The following is a 16,971-nucleotide window of genomic DNA, read 5'->3' as shown; positions in this document are numbered from 1 at the left end:
CACATGAGCGGGCGCATGCCGGACCGGCGTCCCGAAGCAGCGCGTTTCCGCCACCGGGACGCCCTGCTGGAAAAATCCCTGCCCGGCGCGGCTCTGGCTCTGGATGCCTGCGCCCTGGTGGACCTGAGCGCGGCAGAGGCCTTGGCGCGGGCGCGCCAGGCCGGGCGCATTCCGGCCTGCGGCGAAGGCTGCGCGGTCTGCTGCCGTCAACCCATCCCCCTGACGCCGCTGGAAGCGCTGTTGCTGATCCATTTTCTGCGTCTGCGGCTCGGCCCCGGAGAACGCGCGGCCCTGGCCCGGAATCTTGCCGCCGCCCAAACCCTTCCCGTTGTGCGGCGGGCCTGTCCCCTGCTGCTGGACGACCATTGCGCGGCCTACGCCGTGCGCCCCCTGGCCTGCCGCCGCTATCTGGTGCTGGACAGACCCTGCGCGCCCGGCGAGGACGCGGCGGCCAGCCGTCCGGGCGACCTGGCGCTGCCGGACCCAGGCCTGCTGGCCGCCGCCCTGCGGCGCACCCTGCCCTGGTACGCCCGCTGGCGCCAGGCTCCGCCGCAGGACGCCGCCGGGCCCGAAGGCCGGGAGGAAATCCGGCGTTTCTTCCATTCCGTGACCACTGTGATCCAGGCCCTGCCCTGGGAAAAAGAGCTTGCCCCAAAAAGCGGCCTCACCTAAACTTCCTCCCCTGAAAGCGCGTTAACATTAAAAATGTACATTTTTGGCGTGTAAAGACACCCGCTTCGGCGCTTAACAGCGCGATTAAATTGCCCTTACGCTTTCGTAGCGGGCGGCCTCTCACGTTGCCGCCAGAGCAATCCAAAGCGAAATCGCTCTAACGCCGAGCGGCGCGACCATTTTTCCGCCGCTTTTCCGGATGCACGTATGCCCACCAGCACCGCCACGTCCACGCGCGAGCCGGTCAACGCGCTTGACCGCGTTTCCGGCCTCCTTTCCCTGCTGCGCTTCGCCTTTCCGACCATGGTCATGATGGTCTTCAACGGCCTGTACACCATTGTGGACGTGATTTTCGTGGCCCGTTTCGTGAACACCGACGCGCTGTCCGCCATCAACATCATCAACCCGGCCATGGGCGTGCTCTGGGGCCTGAGCACCATGCTGGGCACCGGCGGCAGCGCGCTCATCGCGCGCAAGATGGGCGAGGGCGACAATGCGGGCGCGCGACGCAACTTCACCCTGCTGATCCTGACCGGCCTGCTGCTGGGCCTGTTCTTTTCCTGTCTGGGCCTGCTCTTTCTGGACCGGATCATCCGCGCCCTGGGGGCCACCGACCTCCTCGCGCCCTACTGCCGGACCTACTTCGGCGCCCTGCTGCTCTTCACCCCGGCGGCCCTGCTGCTGGCCCTGTTCGCCATCCTCTTCGTCACCGCCGGCAAACCCGCGCTGAACATGGCCCTGATTATCGCCTCGGGTCTGACCAACATCGCCCTTGACTATATCTTCATCGTCCCGCTAGGCATGGGCGTGGCCGGCGCGGCCCTGGCCACGGGCATCGCCTTTCTGATCCCGCCCCTGGGCGGGTTGTGCTTTTTCCTGCGCAGCAAGGGACCGCTGCACTTCACCCGGCCGGGCATGCGCCTGAGCGAATTCGGCGGGGTTTGCTTCAACGGCAGTTCCGAGATGATCGCCCAGCTTTCCATCAGCGTGACCACCTTTCTGTTCAACATCACCATGCTGCGTCTGGCCGGGGAAGCGGGCGTGGCGGCGCTGACCATCATGGCCTATTCGGAATATTTTCTGGTCACGCTTTTTCTGGGTTTTTCCATGGGCGTGTCACCGGTCATCAGCTATAATTACGGCAGCGGCAACCATGCCCGCCAACGCCGCATTTTACGATCCTGCCTGCTGTTCATCAGCGTGAGCTCCGTGCTGGTCTTCAGCGCGGCCATGCTGGGCGCATCCCGGCTCATCGGCATTTTCGCGCCGCCGGACAGCCGGGTGTTCGTCCTGGCCGACCAGGGCTTCCATATTTTCGCCTTCAGCTTCCTGTTCTGCGGCTACGGCATTTTCGCTTCATCCCTGTTCACGGCCCTGTCCAACGGCAAAATTTCCGCCATTGTGGCCTTTTTGCGCACTTTTGCCCTCATCGCGATCTTTCTGCTGGTTCTGCCGAAATTCTTCGGCCTGAACGGCGTCTGGCTGGCCGCCCCCCTGGCCGAAGCCCTGGCCGCGCTGGCGGCGGCCGTCTTCGTCTGGCGCTGGCGCGGCAATTACCACTATTTGTAGGGAAAAGTGGGAAAAAAGAACGGCAGGGATCAGGACGACCGGTCCAACTCCAGACGGCGCGCGTCCAGACAGGCCAGCCAGGCCAGGTCATGGCTGGCGGCCACCACCGTGGTTCCGGCCAAAGCAGCCTGCCGTACCGCCGCCTCAATGGCCTTGGCGCTGGCCGCGTCCACGCTGGAAGTGGGTTCGTCCAGCAGCAGGACCAGAGGCCGCAGGATCAACCGGGCGGCCAGAGCCACGCGCTGCTTTTCGCCGCCGGAAAGCGCCTTCCAGGGACGGCGCAGCATCTCCCGCTCCGGCGCGAAGCCCACGGCCAGCATGGCTGCCTCGGCGGCTTCACGCAAATCGTGGCGGCGGCCGCGCACGCGCAGGCCATAGACCACATTCTCAAACACCGACGTTTTGAGCAGATAGGGCTCCTGCAAAAGCAAGGTGACTTCCTGCCGGGGCGCGCGCCCCGGCGTGCCGTGAAAATGCAGCTCGCCGGAGGCCGGTTCTTCCAGAAAGGCCAGCAGGCGCAGCAAGGTGCTCTTGCCCGCGCCGTTGGGGCCGGTAAGGGCCAGCACCTCGCCGCGCGCGATGTTCAGCTCCGGCAGGCGCAGTACCGCGCGGCCCTCGTAGCGCTGGGTCAGATCCCGGCACTGGTACAGCGCGTTCATGCCCCGCCTCCTTTGCCGCCCCGATCGCGTTGGCGCAAGGCCGCCAGCGCAAGATTGACCACAAAGGCCATCAAGAGCAGCACCAGCCCCAGCGCAATGCCCTGGGCGAACTCGCCCTTGCTGGTTTCCAGGGCGATGGCCGTGGTCATGGTGCGGGTTTCGTAGCGGATGTTGCCGCCCAGCATCATGGCGATGCCCACTTCGGTGATCACCCGGCCGAAAGCCGTGACGCAGACCATGCCGATCTCGTAGCGGGCCTCTTTCAGCGAGCCCCAGGCCACCTGCGGGCCCGAAGCCCCCAGGGTCAGCAGGGTCTGGCGGCAGCGCGGGTCCAGCCCCTCCACGGCCTGGGCCGTCCAGGAGATCACGATGGGCAGAGCCAGCACGGCCTGGCCGATGGCCATGCCCGGCAGGGTGAAAAGCAGGCCGTATTCGCCCAGCGGCCCCCGGTAGGTGATGAAGGCGTAGACCAACAGGCCGATGAGCACGGTGGGAAAGGCCAGCAGGGTGTCGGAGATGAGCCGCAGACAGCGTTTGCCGGGAAAATCGCAGTAGCCGAGCAGAAAGCCGCAGGGCAGACCCAGAAGCACGGCCGCCGTCATGGCGTAGGCTGTGGAGAGCAGCGTGGCCGTGATGGCGGACAGCGTGGCCGCGTCCATGTGCAGGAGCAGGGCGAAGGCCTGCGTAAAGCCTTGGGAGAGATAGTCCATAACTGTATGTGCCCTGCGGGCCGCTTAAGGCTTGTCGCCCGGATGGGCTTGTCTCGCCCCGCGGGCGCAATGCTTTTTGCCTGCCCGGCCGACTGTAAGGGGCTTATCGCCTACCCGGCGCTTGCCGTGCCCTGCGGGCACAAGGGATTTACGCCTTCCGGCGTTTGGGCCGCCTCCGGCGCGGGCAGGGGGCGGGCTATGGGGCTGCGCCCCCTCCTCCGCCCCCTTGCAACCCCCCGGAGCACCCTGCTGGGCTGATTGCGGCGGCAGCGTAAAGCGGGGCTTGTTCGCGTGCTCACGTCGCCCCTTAAGCGCTGCCGCCGGGCCGACGACATTACATAGATCAAAAATTGCACTACATGAGAATTGACACGCGGCGCTTTCGGGGCGCAGCCCCTGGCGCTCCCCCCATTGCCGCCCGCGCCGGAGGCGGCCCAAACTCAAGCGGAGCGAAAAACGCCACGCCCGCAGGGCACAAAAAACGCCGGGCAAGAGACAAGCCCCCTGCGGCTGACAAAGGATGGGCGCCCATCATCAACCAAACGACAAATTCCGTGTCCGCAGGGCAAACCAACCCCCATCCGAACGACAAAGCCCTATCCAATATGAACGGAAACGGAAGCGGAACCATGTTCCGCTTCCGTCCCGCCTTCATTTATTTCCCGGCATTGGGAAAGAACAACTGCTTGCCTTCCAGCTTGTACGCGGCGATGCGCTTCTGGGTTTCGGGCTTCACCCACCAGTCCTCGAAGACCAGGGCCAGGTCTTTCTTGACCTTGGGGCACTGGGCCGGATTGACCGTGATCACGCTGTACTGGTTGAACAGGGCCTTGTCGCCTTCCACCACGATGGCGAGAGGATTCTTGTCCCCCTGCTTGTTGGCGAACTTGATCCAGGTGCCCCGGTCGGTGAGGGCATAGCCCTTCTTTTCAGCGGCCATGTTCAGGGTGGCCATCATGCCCTGCCCGGCGGAAACGTACCAGGGTTCCTTGTCCGGCGAAAGGCTGGAGGCCTTCCAGAGCTTGAGTTCGGCCTTGTGCGTGCCGGACTGGTCGCCGCGGCTCACAAAGGGGTTCTTGTGCCCGGCAATGGCCTTAAGGGCCTCGGCCGTGGTCTTGCCCTTGACCTGGGCCGGATCCTGGGCCGGACCCACCAGCACGAAGTCATTGTACATGATCTGGCGGCGGTCCACGCCGTGCCCGGCTTTGACGAATTCCATCTCGGCGGCGGGCGCGTGCACCAGCAGCACGTCGGCGTCACAGTTCTTGGCGATTTCCAGGGCTTTGCCCGTGCCCACGGCCACCCACTTGAGGTCGATGCCGGTCTCGGCCTTGAAGGAGGGTTGCAGGTATTCCAGCAGACCGGAATCCTGAGTGCTGGTGGTGGTGGCCATCATCAGTTTTTTGTCCGCGGCGTGGGCCGCGGGCAGGTTCAGGGCCAGGCAGAATGCGGCGGCCAGAGCCAGAATGGAAAGACGCTTCATAGATGCGACTCCTGTAATATGTTAAGAGAAATATGGTGTAGTGCATACCCGCGCGCGGGCGGCGCGTCAATGACCCCGGCGCAGCAATTGTCGTCCCCAGACAGCCTGACCCAGCGACAGGCCGCCGTCGCCCGGCGGCAGTTCATGGTGCATGAGCGGACTGAGTCCGCGTTCCGCCAGAGCCCGCGGCAGCAGACGCGCCAGCAGGGCGTTCTGCATGACCCCGCCGGAAAGGCCCACTTGGCGCGCGCCGGTTGTGCGGGCCGCCTCAGCGGCCATGGCCGCCAGCGCACTGGCCAGCGTGCCGTGAAAACAGGCCGCGATGCGCCCCGCAGGTTCCCCTGCGGCCTGAGCTTGGAGCACATGGCCAAACAGAACCGCGCTGTCCAGTTCCAGCAGGCCGTTCTTTTCCAGCGGAGGCAATGACCAGACCACGTTGTCGCGCAGCGCGGCTTCGTCCGTGGCCGCTTCCAGGCGGATGGCCGCCTGGCCTTCGTATGTGGTGGCCGAACAGAGCCCCAGTTGGGCGGCGACCGCGTCGAAAAGGCGGCCGCAACTGGAGGTCGGCGGGCAGTTCAGACCGCGCGCCAGCATTTCCCGCACGGCGACGGCGGCGGAAGCATATTCGCTATCCCAGGGCGCGGACCGCTCCCCGCATCCGGCCTGAAGCCGCAATGCCAGGGCAATGCGCCAGGGTTCACGGATGGCCGCCTCGCCGCCGGGCAGGGCAAAGGGAGAAAGCCGCCCCAGACGCTTCCAAGCCGGTTCCGACAGGTCCATCCAGAGCAGTTCTCCGCCCCAGATGGCGCCGTCGTCGCCCAGGCCCGTGCCGTCCAGGCAGAGAGCCAGGGCGGGCCGGTAACAGTCATTTTCCGCCAGCACCGAAGCGGCGTGGGCCGCGTGGTGCTGAAACCGCCAGAGCGGCAGGCCTTCCCGCGCGGCACGGGCCTCGGCATAGCGGGTGGAGAGAAAATCCGGATGCAGATCGCAGACAAGGGCTTTGGGCCGGACTTCCAGCAATTGCTCCAGATGGACAGCCACTTCCTCGTAAAAGCCCAGTGTGGCCGGATTTTCCAGATCCCCGATATGCTGACCCACAAAGGCTTCGCGCCCGCGCGTGAGGCAGATGGCGCTCTTGAGCTCGGCTCCGGCCCCCAGCACCGTGGGATCAGACGCTTCCCCGCCCGGCGCGCCGCCCAAAGGCGGCAGAAACACCGGGCGCGGCACGTACCCCCGCGCGCGCCGGAAAAATAGCGGCTCCACCGCTGAAGGGACGGCATCGGAGGCGGCAGCGGGAGCGGCCCCGTCCACGGCATGCCCCGGCCGCGGCGGACGCGGGGCCACCGTAAGCACGCTGTCGTCCACGCGCACCAGAATGTCCCTGTCGTGCAGCAGCCAGGCGTCGGCCAGATGTCCCAGACGGGCCAAGGCCTCGCGGTTGCCCAGACAGAGCGGTTCGCCGTGGGGATTGGCCGAGGTCATGACCAGCACCGGCGGCAGCGCCGCGCGCGGAACCAGCCAGTCGAACAAGGCCGCGTGCAGAGGCGTATAGGGCAGCATCAGGCCCACAGTACGCGCGTCCGGGGCCACTTCCGGCGGCAGCGCGCCCGCCGCCCCTGCCGGGGCCGCGCGGCGCGGACAGAGCACGATGGGCTTTTCCGGGCTTTGCAGCAGGGCCTCGTGTTCGGGCGTGAGCTCACAGAGCGCGCGGGCCGTGGCCGGATCGGCCACCATCAGGGCCAGGGGCTTGTGCGGACGGCTCTTGCGCCGCCGCAGTTCCCGCAGCGCCCCGGCGTCGCGGGCGTCGCAGGCCAGCTGAAAGCCGCCCAGACCCTTGAGCGCCAGAATACCGCCGTCCAGCAACAGTTGTCCGGCGCGGGCCAGAGCCTCGTGCTGATTGTCCCGCGTGGGACCGGTGTCGCCGCTGCGGGCCACGCGCCTGTCCACAAACCAGAGGCGCGGGCCGCAGACCGGGCAGGCTATAGGCTGGGCGTGAAAGCGCCGGTCGCCGGGATCGGCGTATTCCGCCGCGCAGTCCGGGCAGAGCGGAAAGCAGCTCATGGTGGTGGTGGCCCGGTCATAGGGGATGGCGCGGGTGATGGTATAGCGCGGGCCGCAATTGGTGCAGTTGGTGAAGGGATAGCCGTGGCGGCGGTTGGCCGGATCGCGCATGTCCGCGAGGCAGTCCGGGCAGATGCCCATGTCCGGGCTGACCAGCACGCTGTGCCCGGCATGGCCGTGGCTGGGCACAATAGTGAATGCGGTCTCGTCGGAAAGGGGCGCGAGTTCTTCCTCGTCCAGCCCCACCAGCCGGGCCAGGGGCGGCAGTTCCGCGCGCAGACGGCGGCCGAAGCGCGCCACCTCTTCCGGCGGGCCCTGCACCTCCATACGCACCCCGTCCGAGGTATTGCCCACCGTGCCGGTAAGCCCTCCCTCCCGGGCCAGCCGGTAGACAAAGGGACGGAAGCCCACGCCCTGAACCTGCCCGGCGGCTGTGAAAGCCCGGCGCGCTGTCTGTTTCATATCCATTGTCGCACTGTAGCCGAAAAGGAAAAAGTCCGCCAGACTGTTTATATGATCAAGATCAGACACCCTTGCCGGAACCGTGACTTTTCTGTATTCTCTTCTGTTATAATCGGTTCATTAAACTGTTCCCCGCCGTTGCGGCGGCAAGGAGGAGCGCCCATGCCCACGGAGTACCATATCGGCACCCGGATTCGTTCTTTCCGTGAGGAACGCGACATTGATCTGGAAAACCTGGCCCAGACCACCAATTTGAGCGTGGAATTTCTGGAAAAGCTGGAAAACGGCGAGATTTATCCCAGCATCGGCCCCCTGCAGAAAGTGGCCCGCGCCTTGGGGGTGCGCCTGGGCACCTTCCTGGACGACCAGTACACCCGTGATCCGATCATCGGGCACATCGGCGGCGCCGAAGCCGACCAGGCCCTGCACACCGGGCGCATGCCCCGGCCCAGCTATGTGTACCACTCTCTGGGCAAAGGCAAGAGCGACCGCAACATGGAACCCTTTTACATTGAAATTTTTCCGGACCCCTCGGTGGAGCGCAAAACCTCGTCCCATCAGGGCGAGGAATTCATCATGGTGCTCAAGGGCGAACTGCTGGTGATCTACGGGCGGGAAAGCCATGTGCTCAAAGCCGGGGACACCATCTACTACAATTCCATTGTGCCGCATTTCGTGGGCGCCGCCGGTGACGAGCCGGTGGAGATCATGGCTGTGGCGTACAATCCGTAGACCTCCCCGGCGGCGCGCAATCCGGTTGCCATCCCACGGACGGAGTAAAACATGGACGAAAAAGTACGCGAGCGGCAGGCGCAGTTTGAACTGCGCGAGTGGACCCTGGGGCAGATTCTCGACCATACAGTGGCCCGTTTTCCCGACCGGGAGGCCATTGTCTACGCTGACCGCAACTACCGCCAGACCTGGCGCGAATTCGCGGATGTGGTGGACCAGTTCGCCAAGGGGCTCATGGCCCTGGGCGTGCAAAAAGGCGAAAAAGTGGCGGTCTGGGCCACCAACGTGCCCTACTGGGTGGCCCTGCAATTCGCCACGGCCAAGATCGGGGCCGTGCTGCTCACGGTAAACACCAATTACCGCGAGCACGAGCTGCGCTATCTGCTGCGCCAGTCCGAATGCGAGAACATCTTTCTCATCGACAGCCTGCGCGACCACGACTATCTCGCCACACTCTACAAGCTCGTGCCCGAGCTGCGCACCCACGGGCGCGGCGAACTGCGCTGCGCCGGGCTGCCGCATCTGAAGCGGGTCTGCTTTCTGGGCGCGGAAAAGCACCGCGGCATGTATTCCGTGCCGGAAATTCTGGCCATGTCCGTCATGGTGGACGACGCGGCCTATCAGGCCCGCCAGGATTCCCTGGACCCCTGGGACGAAATCAACATGCAGTACACCTCGGGCACCACGGGCTTTCCGCGCGGGGTCATGCTGACCCATGTGGGCGTGGGCCTCAACGGCTACTGGATCGGCCGCCACCAGGGCTTTACGGAGCAGGACAGACTCTGCCTGCCGGTGCCGCTTTTCCACTGTTACGGCTGCGTGCTGGGCGTGTCGGCCTGCGTCAACCACGGGACCACCATGGTCATCCTGGAGAGCTATAATCCCCTGAAAGTGCTGGACGCCGTGGACAGCGAACGCTGCACCGCGCTCTACGGCGTGCCCACCATGTTCCTGGCCGAACTGGAGCACAAGCTCTTCAAGCGTTTCGACGTCTCCAGCCTGCGCACCGGCATCATGGCCGGTTCGGTCTGCCCCGAACCGCTCATGCGCCGGGTGGTGGAAGACATGTACATGAAGGAGATCACCATCTGCTACGGCCTCACCGAGGCCTCGCCGGTGATGACCCAGTCCGACATCCACGATCCGCTGTCCCTGCGCTGCGAAACCGTGGGTTGCGCCATGCCGGGCATCGAAGTGCGCGTGGGCGATCCCGACACCTGCGAGGAACTGCCGCGCGGCCAGGTGGGCGAAATCCTCTGCCGGGGCTACAATATTATGAAGGGCTATTACAAAATGCCCGAGGACACGGCCAAAGCCATCAGCCCGGAGGGCTGGCTGCATTCCGGCGACCTCGGCGTCATGGACGAGCATGGCTACGTGCGCGTCACGGGCCGGATCAAGGACATGATCATCCGGGGCGGCGAAAACGTCTATCCGCGCGAGGTGGAAGAATTTCTGCTTCAGATGGACGGCGTGCTGGACGTGCAGGTGGTGGCCGTGCCCAGCCGCAAGTACGGCGAGGAAGTGGGGGCCTTTGTCATCCCCCGGCCCGGCGCAGACCTGCTGCCCGAAGACGTGCGCGACTACTGCCGGGGCAAGATCGCCTGGTTCAAGATTCCCAAATACGTAGCCGTGGTGGAGTCCTTCCCGCTCACGGCCAGCGGCAAAATCCAGAAGTACAAATTGCGCGAAATGGCCGCCGAGCGCTGGCCCGAAGCCATGCGCTAACACAATGAGTGTTGAAACGCCCCGGCGAAACTCCCGCCGGGGCGCTCTTTTCTCCATGCCCGCATCGTGCTAAGCAACGGGGCATGAACAACGAAAATTTTACTTTGACCCCCGATACGGCGAACCCGCCGGACCAGGCCGGGCGATCCGCCGCCGGGAGCGGCGCTCCCCAGCCCGCGACCTGCGCCGCAGTCTGCCCGCTGGCCCGGATACCGGCTCCGGTTTGGAAATCCCTGTTGCGCCGCCCCTTTCGCAAGCGGCACCCCTTTATCTTCTGGCTGTTGGTTCTGGTTCTGATTCTGGCCGGCGTGGCGGCTTTCAGCCGCAACGAGGACAGTCAGCCGCTGTTCGGCGGCGGTGAGCGCCTGGCCCTGGTTACAGTGCGCGGACCGATCATGGACGTGGCCCCCACCCTGGCCTGGATCCGCAAAATCGAGCGCAATCCCAATGTGAAAGGCGTGCTGTTGCGGGTGGATTCGCCCGGCGGCGGCGCAGCCGCCTCGCAGGAAGTGTACGACGCTCTGGCCCGGCTGGCCAAAAAACGCCCCATCGCGGTGAGCATGGGTTCCATGGCCGCCTCGGGCGGGCTGATGGTCAGCATGGCCGGACAGCGGATTTTCGCCAATCCCTCCACGGTGACCGGATCCATCGGCGTGCGCATGGACATCCCGCAGCTTCAGGGCCTGCTGGGCAAAATCGGCGTGGGACAGGAAACCCTGGTCACCGCGCCGTACAAGAACGCGGGTTCCTATCTGCGCCCGCTTTCGCCCGAGGACCGGGCCTATTTCGAGGGCGTGCTCAAGGACATGCACGAGCAGTTCGTGGGCATCGTGGCCTCAGGTCGGAACATGCCGCGCGAACGGGCCGCGCAACTGGCCAGCGGGAAGATTTTTACCGGCCGGGAAGCCCAAAAACTGGGTCTGGTGGATGCAATGGGCGGCCAGGATGCGGCCCTGCGCTGGCTGGCGGACAAAACCGGCGTGCCCGCAACCCGCAAGCTGCTGACCCGGCCCAAGGAAGGCTCCTGGCTGGCGGAGAGCCTCAAATCCTGGTTCGGTCTGGATCTTTCATCCCTTGCCTCGACCACCGTCGGCGACTGGCGCACGCCGGTTTTCCTGTACCAGTTCTGAGTCCCGCGAGGGAAACAGGACGGCAAAAAAACGTTCAATGCAAAAAACCACATGAACTAAAAAGGGCGTCCGCAGGGACGCCCTTTTTAGTTGCCGTATGTCAACAGCCCTAGCTGTTTTCGCTGTTCTCGCTTTCCTCGAACTTCTGCTTGAGCAGGTCGCCCAGGCTCTGTCCCGCTTCCTGCGGGCCGGAATGGAATTCCTTGGGCTTGCGGCGTTCCTCTTCATCCTTGATCTGCTTGATGGAGAGGCCCAGGCGGCGCTCTTCGGCGCTGACATGGATGACCTTGGCCTGGATTTCCTGACCTTCCTTGTAGATTTCCGCCGGGGTCTTGACCTTCTTGCCGGACAGCTCGGAGACATGCACCAGACCTTCGATGCCCTCCTCAACTTCCACAAAGAGGCCGAAGTCGGTGATGTTGGTTACCACGCCCTTGATGGTGCAGCCCACGGGATAGGTATCCGGCACATGGCCCCAGGGATCGTCCACCAGCTGCTTGACGCCCAGGGTGAACTTCTCGTTTTCCTGGTCCACGGTGAGCACCTTGGCCTGCACGGTGTCGCCCACCTTGTACAGCTCGTTGGGATGGCGCACCTTCTTGGTCCAGGAGATGTCCGAAACGTGGATGAGGCCGTCAATGCCGTCCTCAATGCCGATGAACATGCCGAACTCGGTGATGTTCTTGATGACGCCCTCAAGGACAGTGCCTTCAGGGTATCTCTCGGCCACCAGTTCCCAGGGATTGGGACGCACCTGCTTCATGCCCAGGCTGATGCGCTTCTTTTCGCCGTCCACGCCCAGGATGACCACTTCCACCTCGTCGCCGGTGTGGACCATCTGGGAAGGATGACGCAGCTTGCGCGTCCAGGACATTTCGGAGATGTGCACCAGGCCTTCCACGCCGGGCTCCAGTTCCACGAACGCGCCGTAGTCCACCAGATTGGTGACCTTGCCGGTGCACTTGGCGCCTTCGGGGAAACGGGCGGAGATGTCCTGCCAGGGATCGGGCACCAGCTGCTTGAGGCCCAGAGAAACTTTGTTGTTCTCACGGTCGAAGGAAAGCACCTTGAGGGTCAGTTCCTGGCCCATGGTGATCATTTCCTTGGGATGGCGGATGCGCTTCCAGCTCATGTCCGTGATGTGCAGCAGGCCGTCCAGGCCGCCGAGGTCAACGAACACGCCGTATTCGGTGATGTTCTTGGCCTTGCCCTGGACGATCTGGCCCTCTTCCAGGGTGCGCAGCAGATCCTGCCGCTTGGAATCGCGCTCCTCTTCCAGCAGCACGCGGCGGGACACGATGACGTTGCTGCGGCGGCGGTTGATCTTGAGCACGCGGAATTCAAATTCCTGGTTGACCAGGGCGTCCATGTCCGGCACGGGACGCAGATCCACATGGGAACCGGGCAAAAACGCCTCCACCCCGCCGATGTCCACCGTGTAGCCGCCCTTGATGCGACGCACGATGTGGCCCTTGATGACCCTGTTGTTTTCCTGCACGTCCTCGAGCTGGTCGAAGACCTGCATGCGCTTGGCCTTTTCAAAGGAGAGGGTGATGGTGCCGTCCATTTCGTTCTTGCGCACCACATAGACGTCCACCCGGTCGCCCACGCTGACGGTCATGTTGCCGGCGGGGTCGCGGAATTCAGCCGCGGGGATCTGCCCCTCGGACTTGAAATTCACGTCCACCAGCACGTTGTCGTCATCCACGCGGACGATTTCGCCTTTGGTAATGGAGCCTTCTTCAAGGTCGCCAAAATCGGGATTGAGATAGTTTTCGAGGGCGCTTTCGAAATTGATTTCGTCGTGCCCGGTTTCCTTGTCTGCCATCTGCCATGCCTCCAAATAATTTCCCCTCACTGTGAGAGTGGGAAAAATTATCAGAGCGCTGGAAAAAGCACAAGCAAAATTGTCCGGCGCGGCGTTGCGGAGGATGATGGCTTCCGCATTGGCACTGCTGGACGTTTGCTCTCCGGCAAGGGCACGCTCCTTTTGTCTATTCAAAAAAAGAGGCGCGCTCCAGTCTCAACCGCCGGCGCGCCCCTTTGCTTGGGCTGCCTTGCGGGTCAGAGCGGCCACACTGTGGGCCCGGCACGGCAATGATCGGCACACGACAGCAATGGCCATATTCGGCAAAACCGGCGGAGAAAAGACGTCGGGTCAACAGGCCATGAGCCAGAGCAGGGCCGGTTCCGGCAACGCCGGCCCGGCGGGCGGAGCCGTTGCCAGACGGCGCAGGGAGGGCCCCACGTCATCGGGCCGAGCGGCCAGCCCCCGGCGCAGCAGATGCCCGGCCAGATCCTCGGCAATGCTGTTGAAGCAGCGCAGCTCAATCCAGACCGTCGCCCCCGCCGGAGCCGACGGGACAGAAGGCGCATTGTCCGGCCGCTGGGTGATGCCGGCGCGCATGGCCGCGTACCAGCCGCCCCGTCGCAGGGCGGCCCCGGCCACGCCGGGCATGGCCGCCGACAGGGCCAGCCGGTCGCCGGCGGCCAGCGGCACGGCGAAATCATCCACGGCCAGACCGTTACGCAGCAGGGTCTGGACCCGCTCCTCCAGATAGGCGGGCTCCAGGCCCAGACCACGGGTCAGAAAGAGCCCCAAGTTCGCGGCATCCTCGCCGCGCGCGGGCAGCAGCACGCCCCGGCGCAACAGGGCTGTGGCCTCGGACAACATTGCGGCCGGAAAAGCCGGGGGAGCATCAGACGACGTACTCATGGTTCCAGCATATCCTGAAAACCATGCCGGGCCAAGGCCTCGGCGATATGGCCCGCGCCGGGACACGCAACCGTTTTGGGGCGCACCCGTGGGCGGGATTTTGCCGAGGGTCGTGGCCGTTGCCGTGGAACAGTCCGGAGCCCGGTCCGTCCGGCAATGGCGGCAGGCCGACCCTTGACTTTTGCGCCCCCCTGTTGTCCTCTGCCGTCTGTAGCGGGGAATTCCGTGCGAATCGGAAACAGTCGCGCTGCGGTAAGAGGGTACAGAGCTTCTTCGTCCCCCGGAAGGTTTCCGGAGGGACGCGACAGCCAGCCGTCCATACGGTGAAGGCGAAGCCGAGGCGCGGGGCCGTTGTCCTGAAATCTCGCGGGACGCCGACCTCCATATCCCTCAAGTCCGAACACCCGCCGGCCAAGGCGTTCAGTGCGCCGACGGCCATCATACATCACCTTTCAACGCACGATTGAGGAGGTCGCCATGTCTTGTATCCTGCGCAAATTTCCGCGCTTCCTGCCGCTTTTCCTGCTCCTGCTGGCCCTTATGGCCGCGTCCGTCCAGGCGGCGGAGCGGAAAGCCCCCAAGGAAGGCGTGCTGCTGGTGGCTTTCGGCACCAGCGTGCCCGAAGCCCTGCCCTCGTTCAAAGCCGTGGACGCGAGCTTCAAGGCCGCATTTCCGGACAGCCCCGTGGTCTGGGCCTACACCTCGCAGATCATCCGCCGCAAACTGGCCAAGCAGGGCCGTCCGGTGGGCGGCATCAGCGACGGGCTTGCCGAACTAGCCAAGGGCGGCGTGAAGCTGGTGCGCGTGCAGTCCCTGCACGTGATGCCCGGCGAAGAATTCACGGAGCTGGAGCGGGCGGTGCTGCTTGACCTGCAAAAGCATCCCGGCCGTTTTGAGGCCGTCTATCTGGGGCGCCCCCTGCTGGAATCGCACAAGGACGCCCTGCGCGTATCCAAGGCCGTGCTGGCGGACATGGGCGACAAACGTCAGAAGGGCGAAGCCGTGGTGCTCATGGGACACGGTCAGGCCCACGGCCGGGCGGATCTGGTTTTTGAGGGCATGCGGGCCTCGTTCAAGGAAAGCGATCCTCTGGTCTTTATGGCCACAGTGGAAGGCGCGCGCGGTTTTGACGACCTGCTGGCCGAACTCAAGGCCCACAAGGTCAAAAAAGTCTGGCTGCAGCCTCTGATGGTGGTGGCCGGGGACCACGCCCGCAACGATCTGGCCGGGGACGAGGAAGACTCCTGGGCGTCCAGGCTCAAGGCCGCCGGGTTTCAGGTGGAGACCAACCTCAAGGGCCTGGGCCAAGTGCCCGGCGTGCGCGATGTCTTTGTGGCTCATGCCAAAGAAAATGTGGACGATCTGACCAAGGAGCCCAAGAAGCAGTAAAAGCTGTTCGCAAAGCGGAACCATCCGCCGGTATCCAAGGGCCGTCCGCTTCCGCGCCAAGGAAGCGGACGGCCTTTTTCGAGCCGGACGCGGCGGAAGGGGCTACCAAAGCGCCGGGATTTACAGTAGCCTGCTCCTTGATGCGGCCTGCGGCTCCCGTGCCGCAAGCCCGGAGGTTTTTACATGCCCAAGCCGATCAAAAAAACGCGGCCCGCGCGCCGGGACAAAAAAAGCGCCTCTTCCGCGCCGGTTCCGGAGACCGCCCGCCGCATGGAATACGGCCCGGAGGAACGGGCACTGTTCAACAACGCCATCCACATCGCGGGCGTGGTGGTGCGTACCTTCGGGCATCTTTGCGAAGTGGCCGTCCATGACTTCCGCGACCTGGAGCACTCTCTGATCCATATTGAAGGCTCGCTGACCGGGCGCAAACCCGGCGCGCCCATCACCAACATCGTGACCAAGGCCTGGCGGCAGGGCGGCAACGGGGTGGAAGACATCGTGGCCTATCCCACGTCCACGCCCTCTGGCAAAACGCTCAAATCCTCCACCAGCTTCATCCGCAACAGCCGGGGTGCCGTCATCGGGGCCTTTTGCCTTAATTTCGATCTGACCGGCTTCGAGCGTTTTCAGTCGGTTTTGCACTCGGTCATGCACTATGAAAGCCAGCCCGGCAAGGTCGTGAGCGAAGCCTTCGCCTCCTGCATGGGGGAAACCAGCGAGGCGATCATCGAGACGGCCATCAAACGGGCAGGCAAGCATCCGGCAGGCATGAACCGCGAGGAAAAAAAGAATTTCATCCGCATTCTCGACGAGGAAGGCGCTTTTCTGATCAAGGGAATGGTGCAGTATCTGGCCAAGACCATGCAGGTTTCCATTTATACGGTCTATAATTACATGCGCGAGCTCAAGAAAGAGTCGTCCGAATAGCGCGCCATCAACGACGCCCACGCCGGGCCGCCTCGACGGAATCTCCGTCAGGGCGGCCTGTTTTTTTGTCCGCCCCGCCGGAATCTATATTTACAAAACTTTTTAAATTAAAATTTTTTGTTGACACTTTTCGCGCGCCCGTGCCATGCTGACTCCGTACCCGGCAGTCCCCCAACACCGCAGCTCGCAGGAGGGAATCATGGACACGGACGACACCGGACTGGCGGACCTCATCGCCGCTCCCTTCCTTCTGATAGTCAGCCTTATTTTCCTGTACAACATGGACATCTTCATCGACGTGGGCCTGCCGTCGGTGGTCAGTCCGCGCACCTTTCCCGGTTTCATCGTGGTCTGCATCGCAGTGTTGTCACTTCTGTTCTGCTTTTTCGCGGCCTACGTCTTTCTCAAAAAGAAAACGGCTGCGCGCCCGCCAGCCGATCCCGCAGCAGCGGCGGCGGAAGCCGAGGATCTGGCCGCCATGGGGCAGGCCGGTTCCGCGCGCGGCTTTCTCAGTTATATCCTGATTCTCTACGCTTACCGCTACCTCATGGAATACTGCGGCTTCCTGATCGCCACGCCTCTGGCCATGGCGGGCGTGGCCTGGCTGCTGCACGGGCGGCGCTGGCATATTCTGCTGCCCTCCTTCGTGGCCTTCGCCTTCGCCCTTGACTACATGACCTTCCATTGCATCCGCATCGCCCTGCCATTGGGCAAATTTTTCGAGTGAGGC

The 16,971-nt window shown here is 64.1% G+C and carries 14 protein-coding genes and 1 riboswitch; of the genes, 8 read left to right on the top strand and 6 right to left on the bottom strand.

Annotation, left to right across the window (positions count from 1 at the left end; genetic code table 11):
- The first annotated feature begins 3 nt into the window (after window positions 1–3).
- Both FYJ44_RS02140 and FYJ44_RS02135 read left to right on the top strand, forming a co-directional pair.
- On the top strand, window positions 4–672 hold the full coding sequence (locus FYJ44_RS02140) for a YkgJ family cysteine cluster protein (protein ID WP_154508729.1): 669 nt from the start codon (window positions 4–6) through the stop codon (window positions 670–672).
- Between the two features lie 207 nt (window positions 673–879).
- Window positions 880–2,241, top strand: coding sequence for an MATE family efflux transporter (locus tag FYJ44_RS02135; RefSeq protein WP_154508727.1), 1,362 nt, complete (start codon window positions 880–882; stop codon window positions 2,239–2,241).
- Between the two features lie 29 nt (window positions 2,242–2,270).
- On the opposite strand, the gene FYJ44_RS02130 is transcribed toward FYJ44_RS02135, so the two are convergent.
- From FYJ44_RS02130 to hypF, 4 genes are all read right to left on the bottom strand, one after another.
- Window positions 2,271–2,900, bottom strand: coding sequence for an ABC transporter ATP-binding protein (locus FYJ44_RS02130; protein WP_154508725.1), 630 nt, complete (start codon window positions 2,898–2,900; stop codon window positions 2,271–2,273).
- Window positions 2,897–3,610: an ABC transporter permease gene (locus FYJ44_RS02125; RefSeq protein WP_154508723.1), complete on the bottom strand. Its 714-nt coding sequence runs from the start codon at window positions 3,608–3,610 to the stop codon at window positions 2,897–2,899. The genes FYJ44_RS02130 and FYJ44_RS02125 overlap by 4 nt, the downstream gene beginning before the upstream one ends.
- 655 nt (window positions 3,611–4,265) lie before the next feature.
- Window positions 4,266–5,093 (bottom strand): ABC transporter substrate-binding protein, encoded by an 828-nt coding sequence (locus tag FYJ44_RS02120; RefSeq protein ID WP_154508721.1) that lies wholly within the window; start codon window positions 5,091–5,093, stop codon window positions 4,266–4,268.
- 66 nt (window positions 5,094–5,159) lie between these two features.
- The gene (gene hypF, locus FYJ44_RS02115; protein WP_154508719.1) at window positions 5,160–7,622 is read right to left on the bottom strand and encodes a carbamoyltransferase HypF; all 2,463 of its coding nucleotides are present in this window, start codon (window positions 7,620–7,622) and stop codon (window positions 5,160–5,162) included.
- A gap of 156 nt (window positions 7,623–7,778) precedes the next feature.
- On the opposite strand from hypF, the gene FYJ44_RS02110 reads away from it, so the two are divergent.
- From FYJ44_RS02110 to sppA, 3 genes are all read left to right on the top strand, one after another.
- Window positions 7,779–8,348 carry a helix-turn-helix domain-containing protein gene (locus FYJ44_RS02110; RefSeq protein ID WP_154508717.1) on the top strand — a complete coding sequence of 190 codons (570 nt, stop codon included), beginning with the start codon at window positions 7,779–7,781 and terminating at the stop codon, window positions 8,346–8,348.
- Between the two features lie 51 nt (window positions 8,349–8,399).
- Window positions 8,400–10,076, top strand: coding sequence for an AMP-binding protein (locus tag FYJ44_RS02105; RefSeq protein WP_154508715.1), 1,677 nt, complete (start codon window positions 8,400–8,402; stop codon window positions 10,074–10,076).
- An 83-nt stretch (window positions 10,077–10,159) separates the two neighbouring features.
- Window positions 10,160–11,206 carry a signal peptide peptidase SppA gene (gene sppA, locus FYJ44_RS02100; RefSeq protein ID WP_154508713.1) on the top strand — a complete coding sequence of 349 codons (1,047 nt, stop codon included), beginning with the start codon at window positions 10,160–10,162 and terminating at the stop codon, window positions 11,204–11,206.
- Window positions 11,207–11,315: 109 nt separating this feature from the next.
- On the opposite strand, the gene FYJ44_RS02095 is transcribed toward sppA, so the two are convergent.
- Both FYJ44_RS02095 and FYJ44_RS02090 read right to left on the bottom strand, forming a co-directional pair.
- The gene (locus tag FYJ44_RS02095; RefSeq protein WP_154508711.1) at window positions 11,316–13,034 is read right to left on the bottom strand and encodes a 30S ribosomal protein S1; all 1,719 of its coding nucleotides are present in this window, start codon (window positions 13,032–13,034) and stop codon (window positions 11,316–11,318) included.
- A 330-nt stretch (window positions 13,035–13,364) separates the two neighbouring features.
- Window positions 13,365–13,922, bottom strand: a complete 558-nt coding sequence (locus FYJ44_RS02090) for a hypothetical protein (protein ID WP_229772460.1) — start codon at window positions 13,920–13,922, stop codon at window positions 13,365–13,367.
- A gap of 174 nt (window positions 13,923–14,096) precedes the next feature.
- Window positions 14,097–14,348, top strand: a riboswitch (cobalamin riboswitch).
- Window positions 14,349–14,399: 51 nt separating this feature from the next.
- On the opposite strand from FYJ44_RS02090, the gene FYJ44_RS02085 reads away from it, so the two are divergent.
- The 3 genes from FYJ44_RS02085 (at window position 14,400) to FYJ44_RS02075 (ending at window position 16,968) form a co-directional block, all read left to right on the top strand.
- A complete protein-coding gene (locus FYJ44_RS02085) occupies window positions 14,400–15,311 on the top strand; it encodes a sirohydrochlorin cobaltochelatase (protein ID WP_154508709.1) in 912 nt (303 codons plus the stop codon).
- Between the two features lie 183 nt (window positions 15,312–15,494).
- Window positions 15,495–16,241, top strand: a complete 747-nt coding sequence (locus FYJ44_RS02080; RefSeq protein ID WP_154508707.1) for a helix-turn-helix transcriptional regulator — start codon at window positions 15,495–15,497, stop codon at window positions 16,239–16,241.
- Between the two features lie 199 nt (window positions 16,242–16,440).
- Window positions 16,441–16,968 (top strand): tripartite tricarboxylate transporter TctB family protein, encoded by a 528-nt coding sequence (locus FYJ44_RS02075; protein ID WP_195840929.1) that lies wholly within the window; start codon window positions 16,441–16,443, stop codon window positions 16,966–16,968.
- Window positions 16,969–16,971 lie beyond the last annotated feature (3 nt).

It is taken from the genome of Desulfovibrio porci, from assembly GCF_009696265.1.
Classification (GTDB): Bacteria; Desulfobacterota; Desulfovibrionia; order Desulfovibrionales; family Desulfovibrionaceae; genus Desulfovibrio; species Desulfovibrio porci.
Note: the sequence above shows the minus strand (reverse complement) of the source record. Positions and strands in the feature narration are given on the sequence as shown.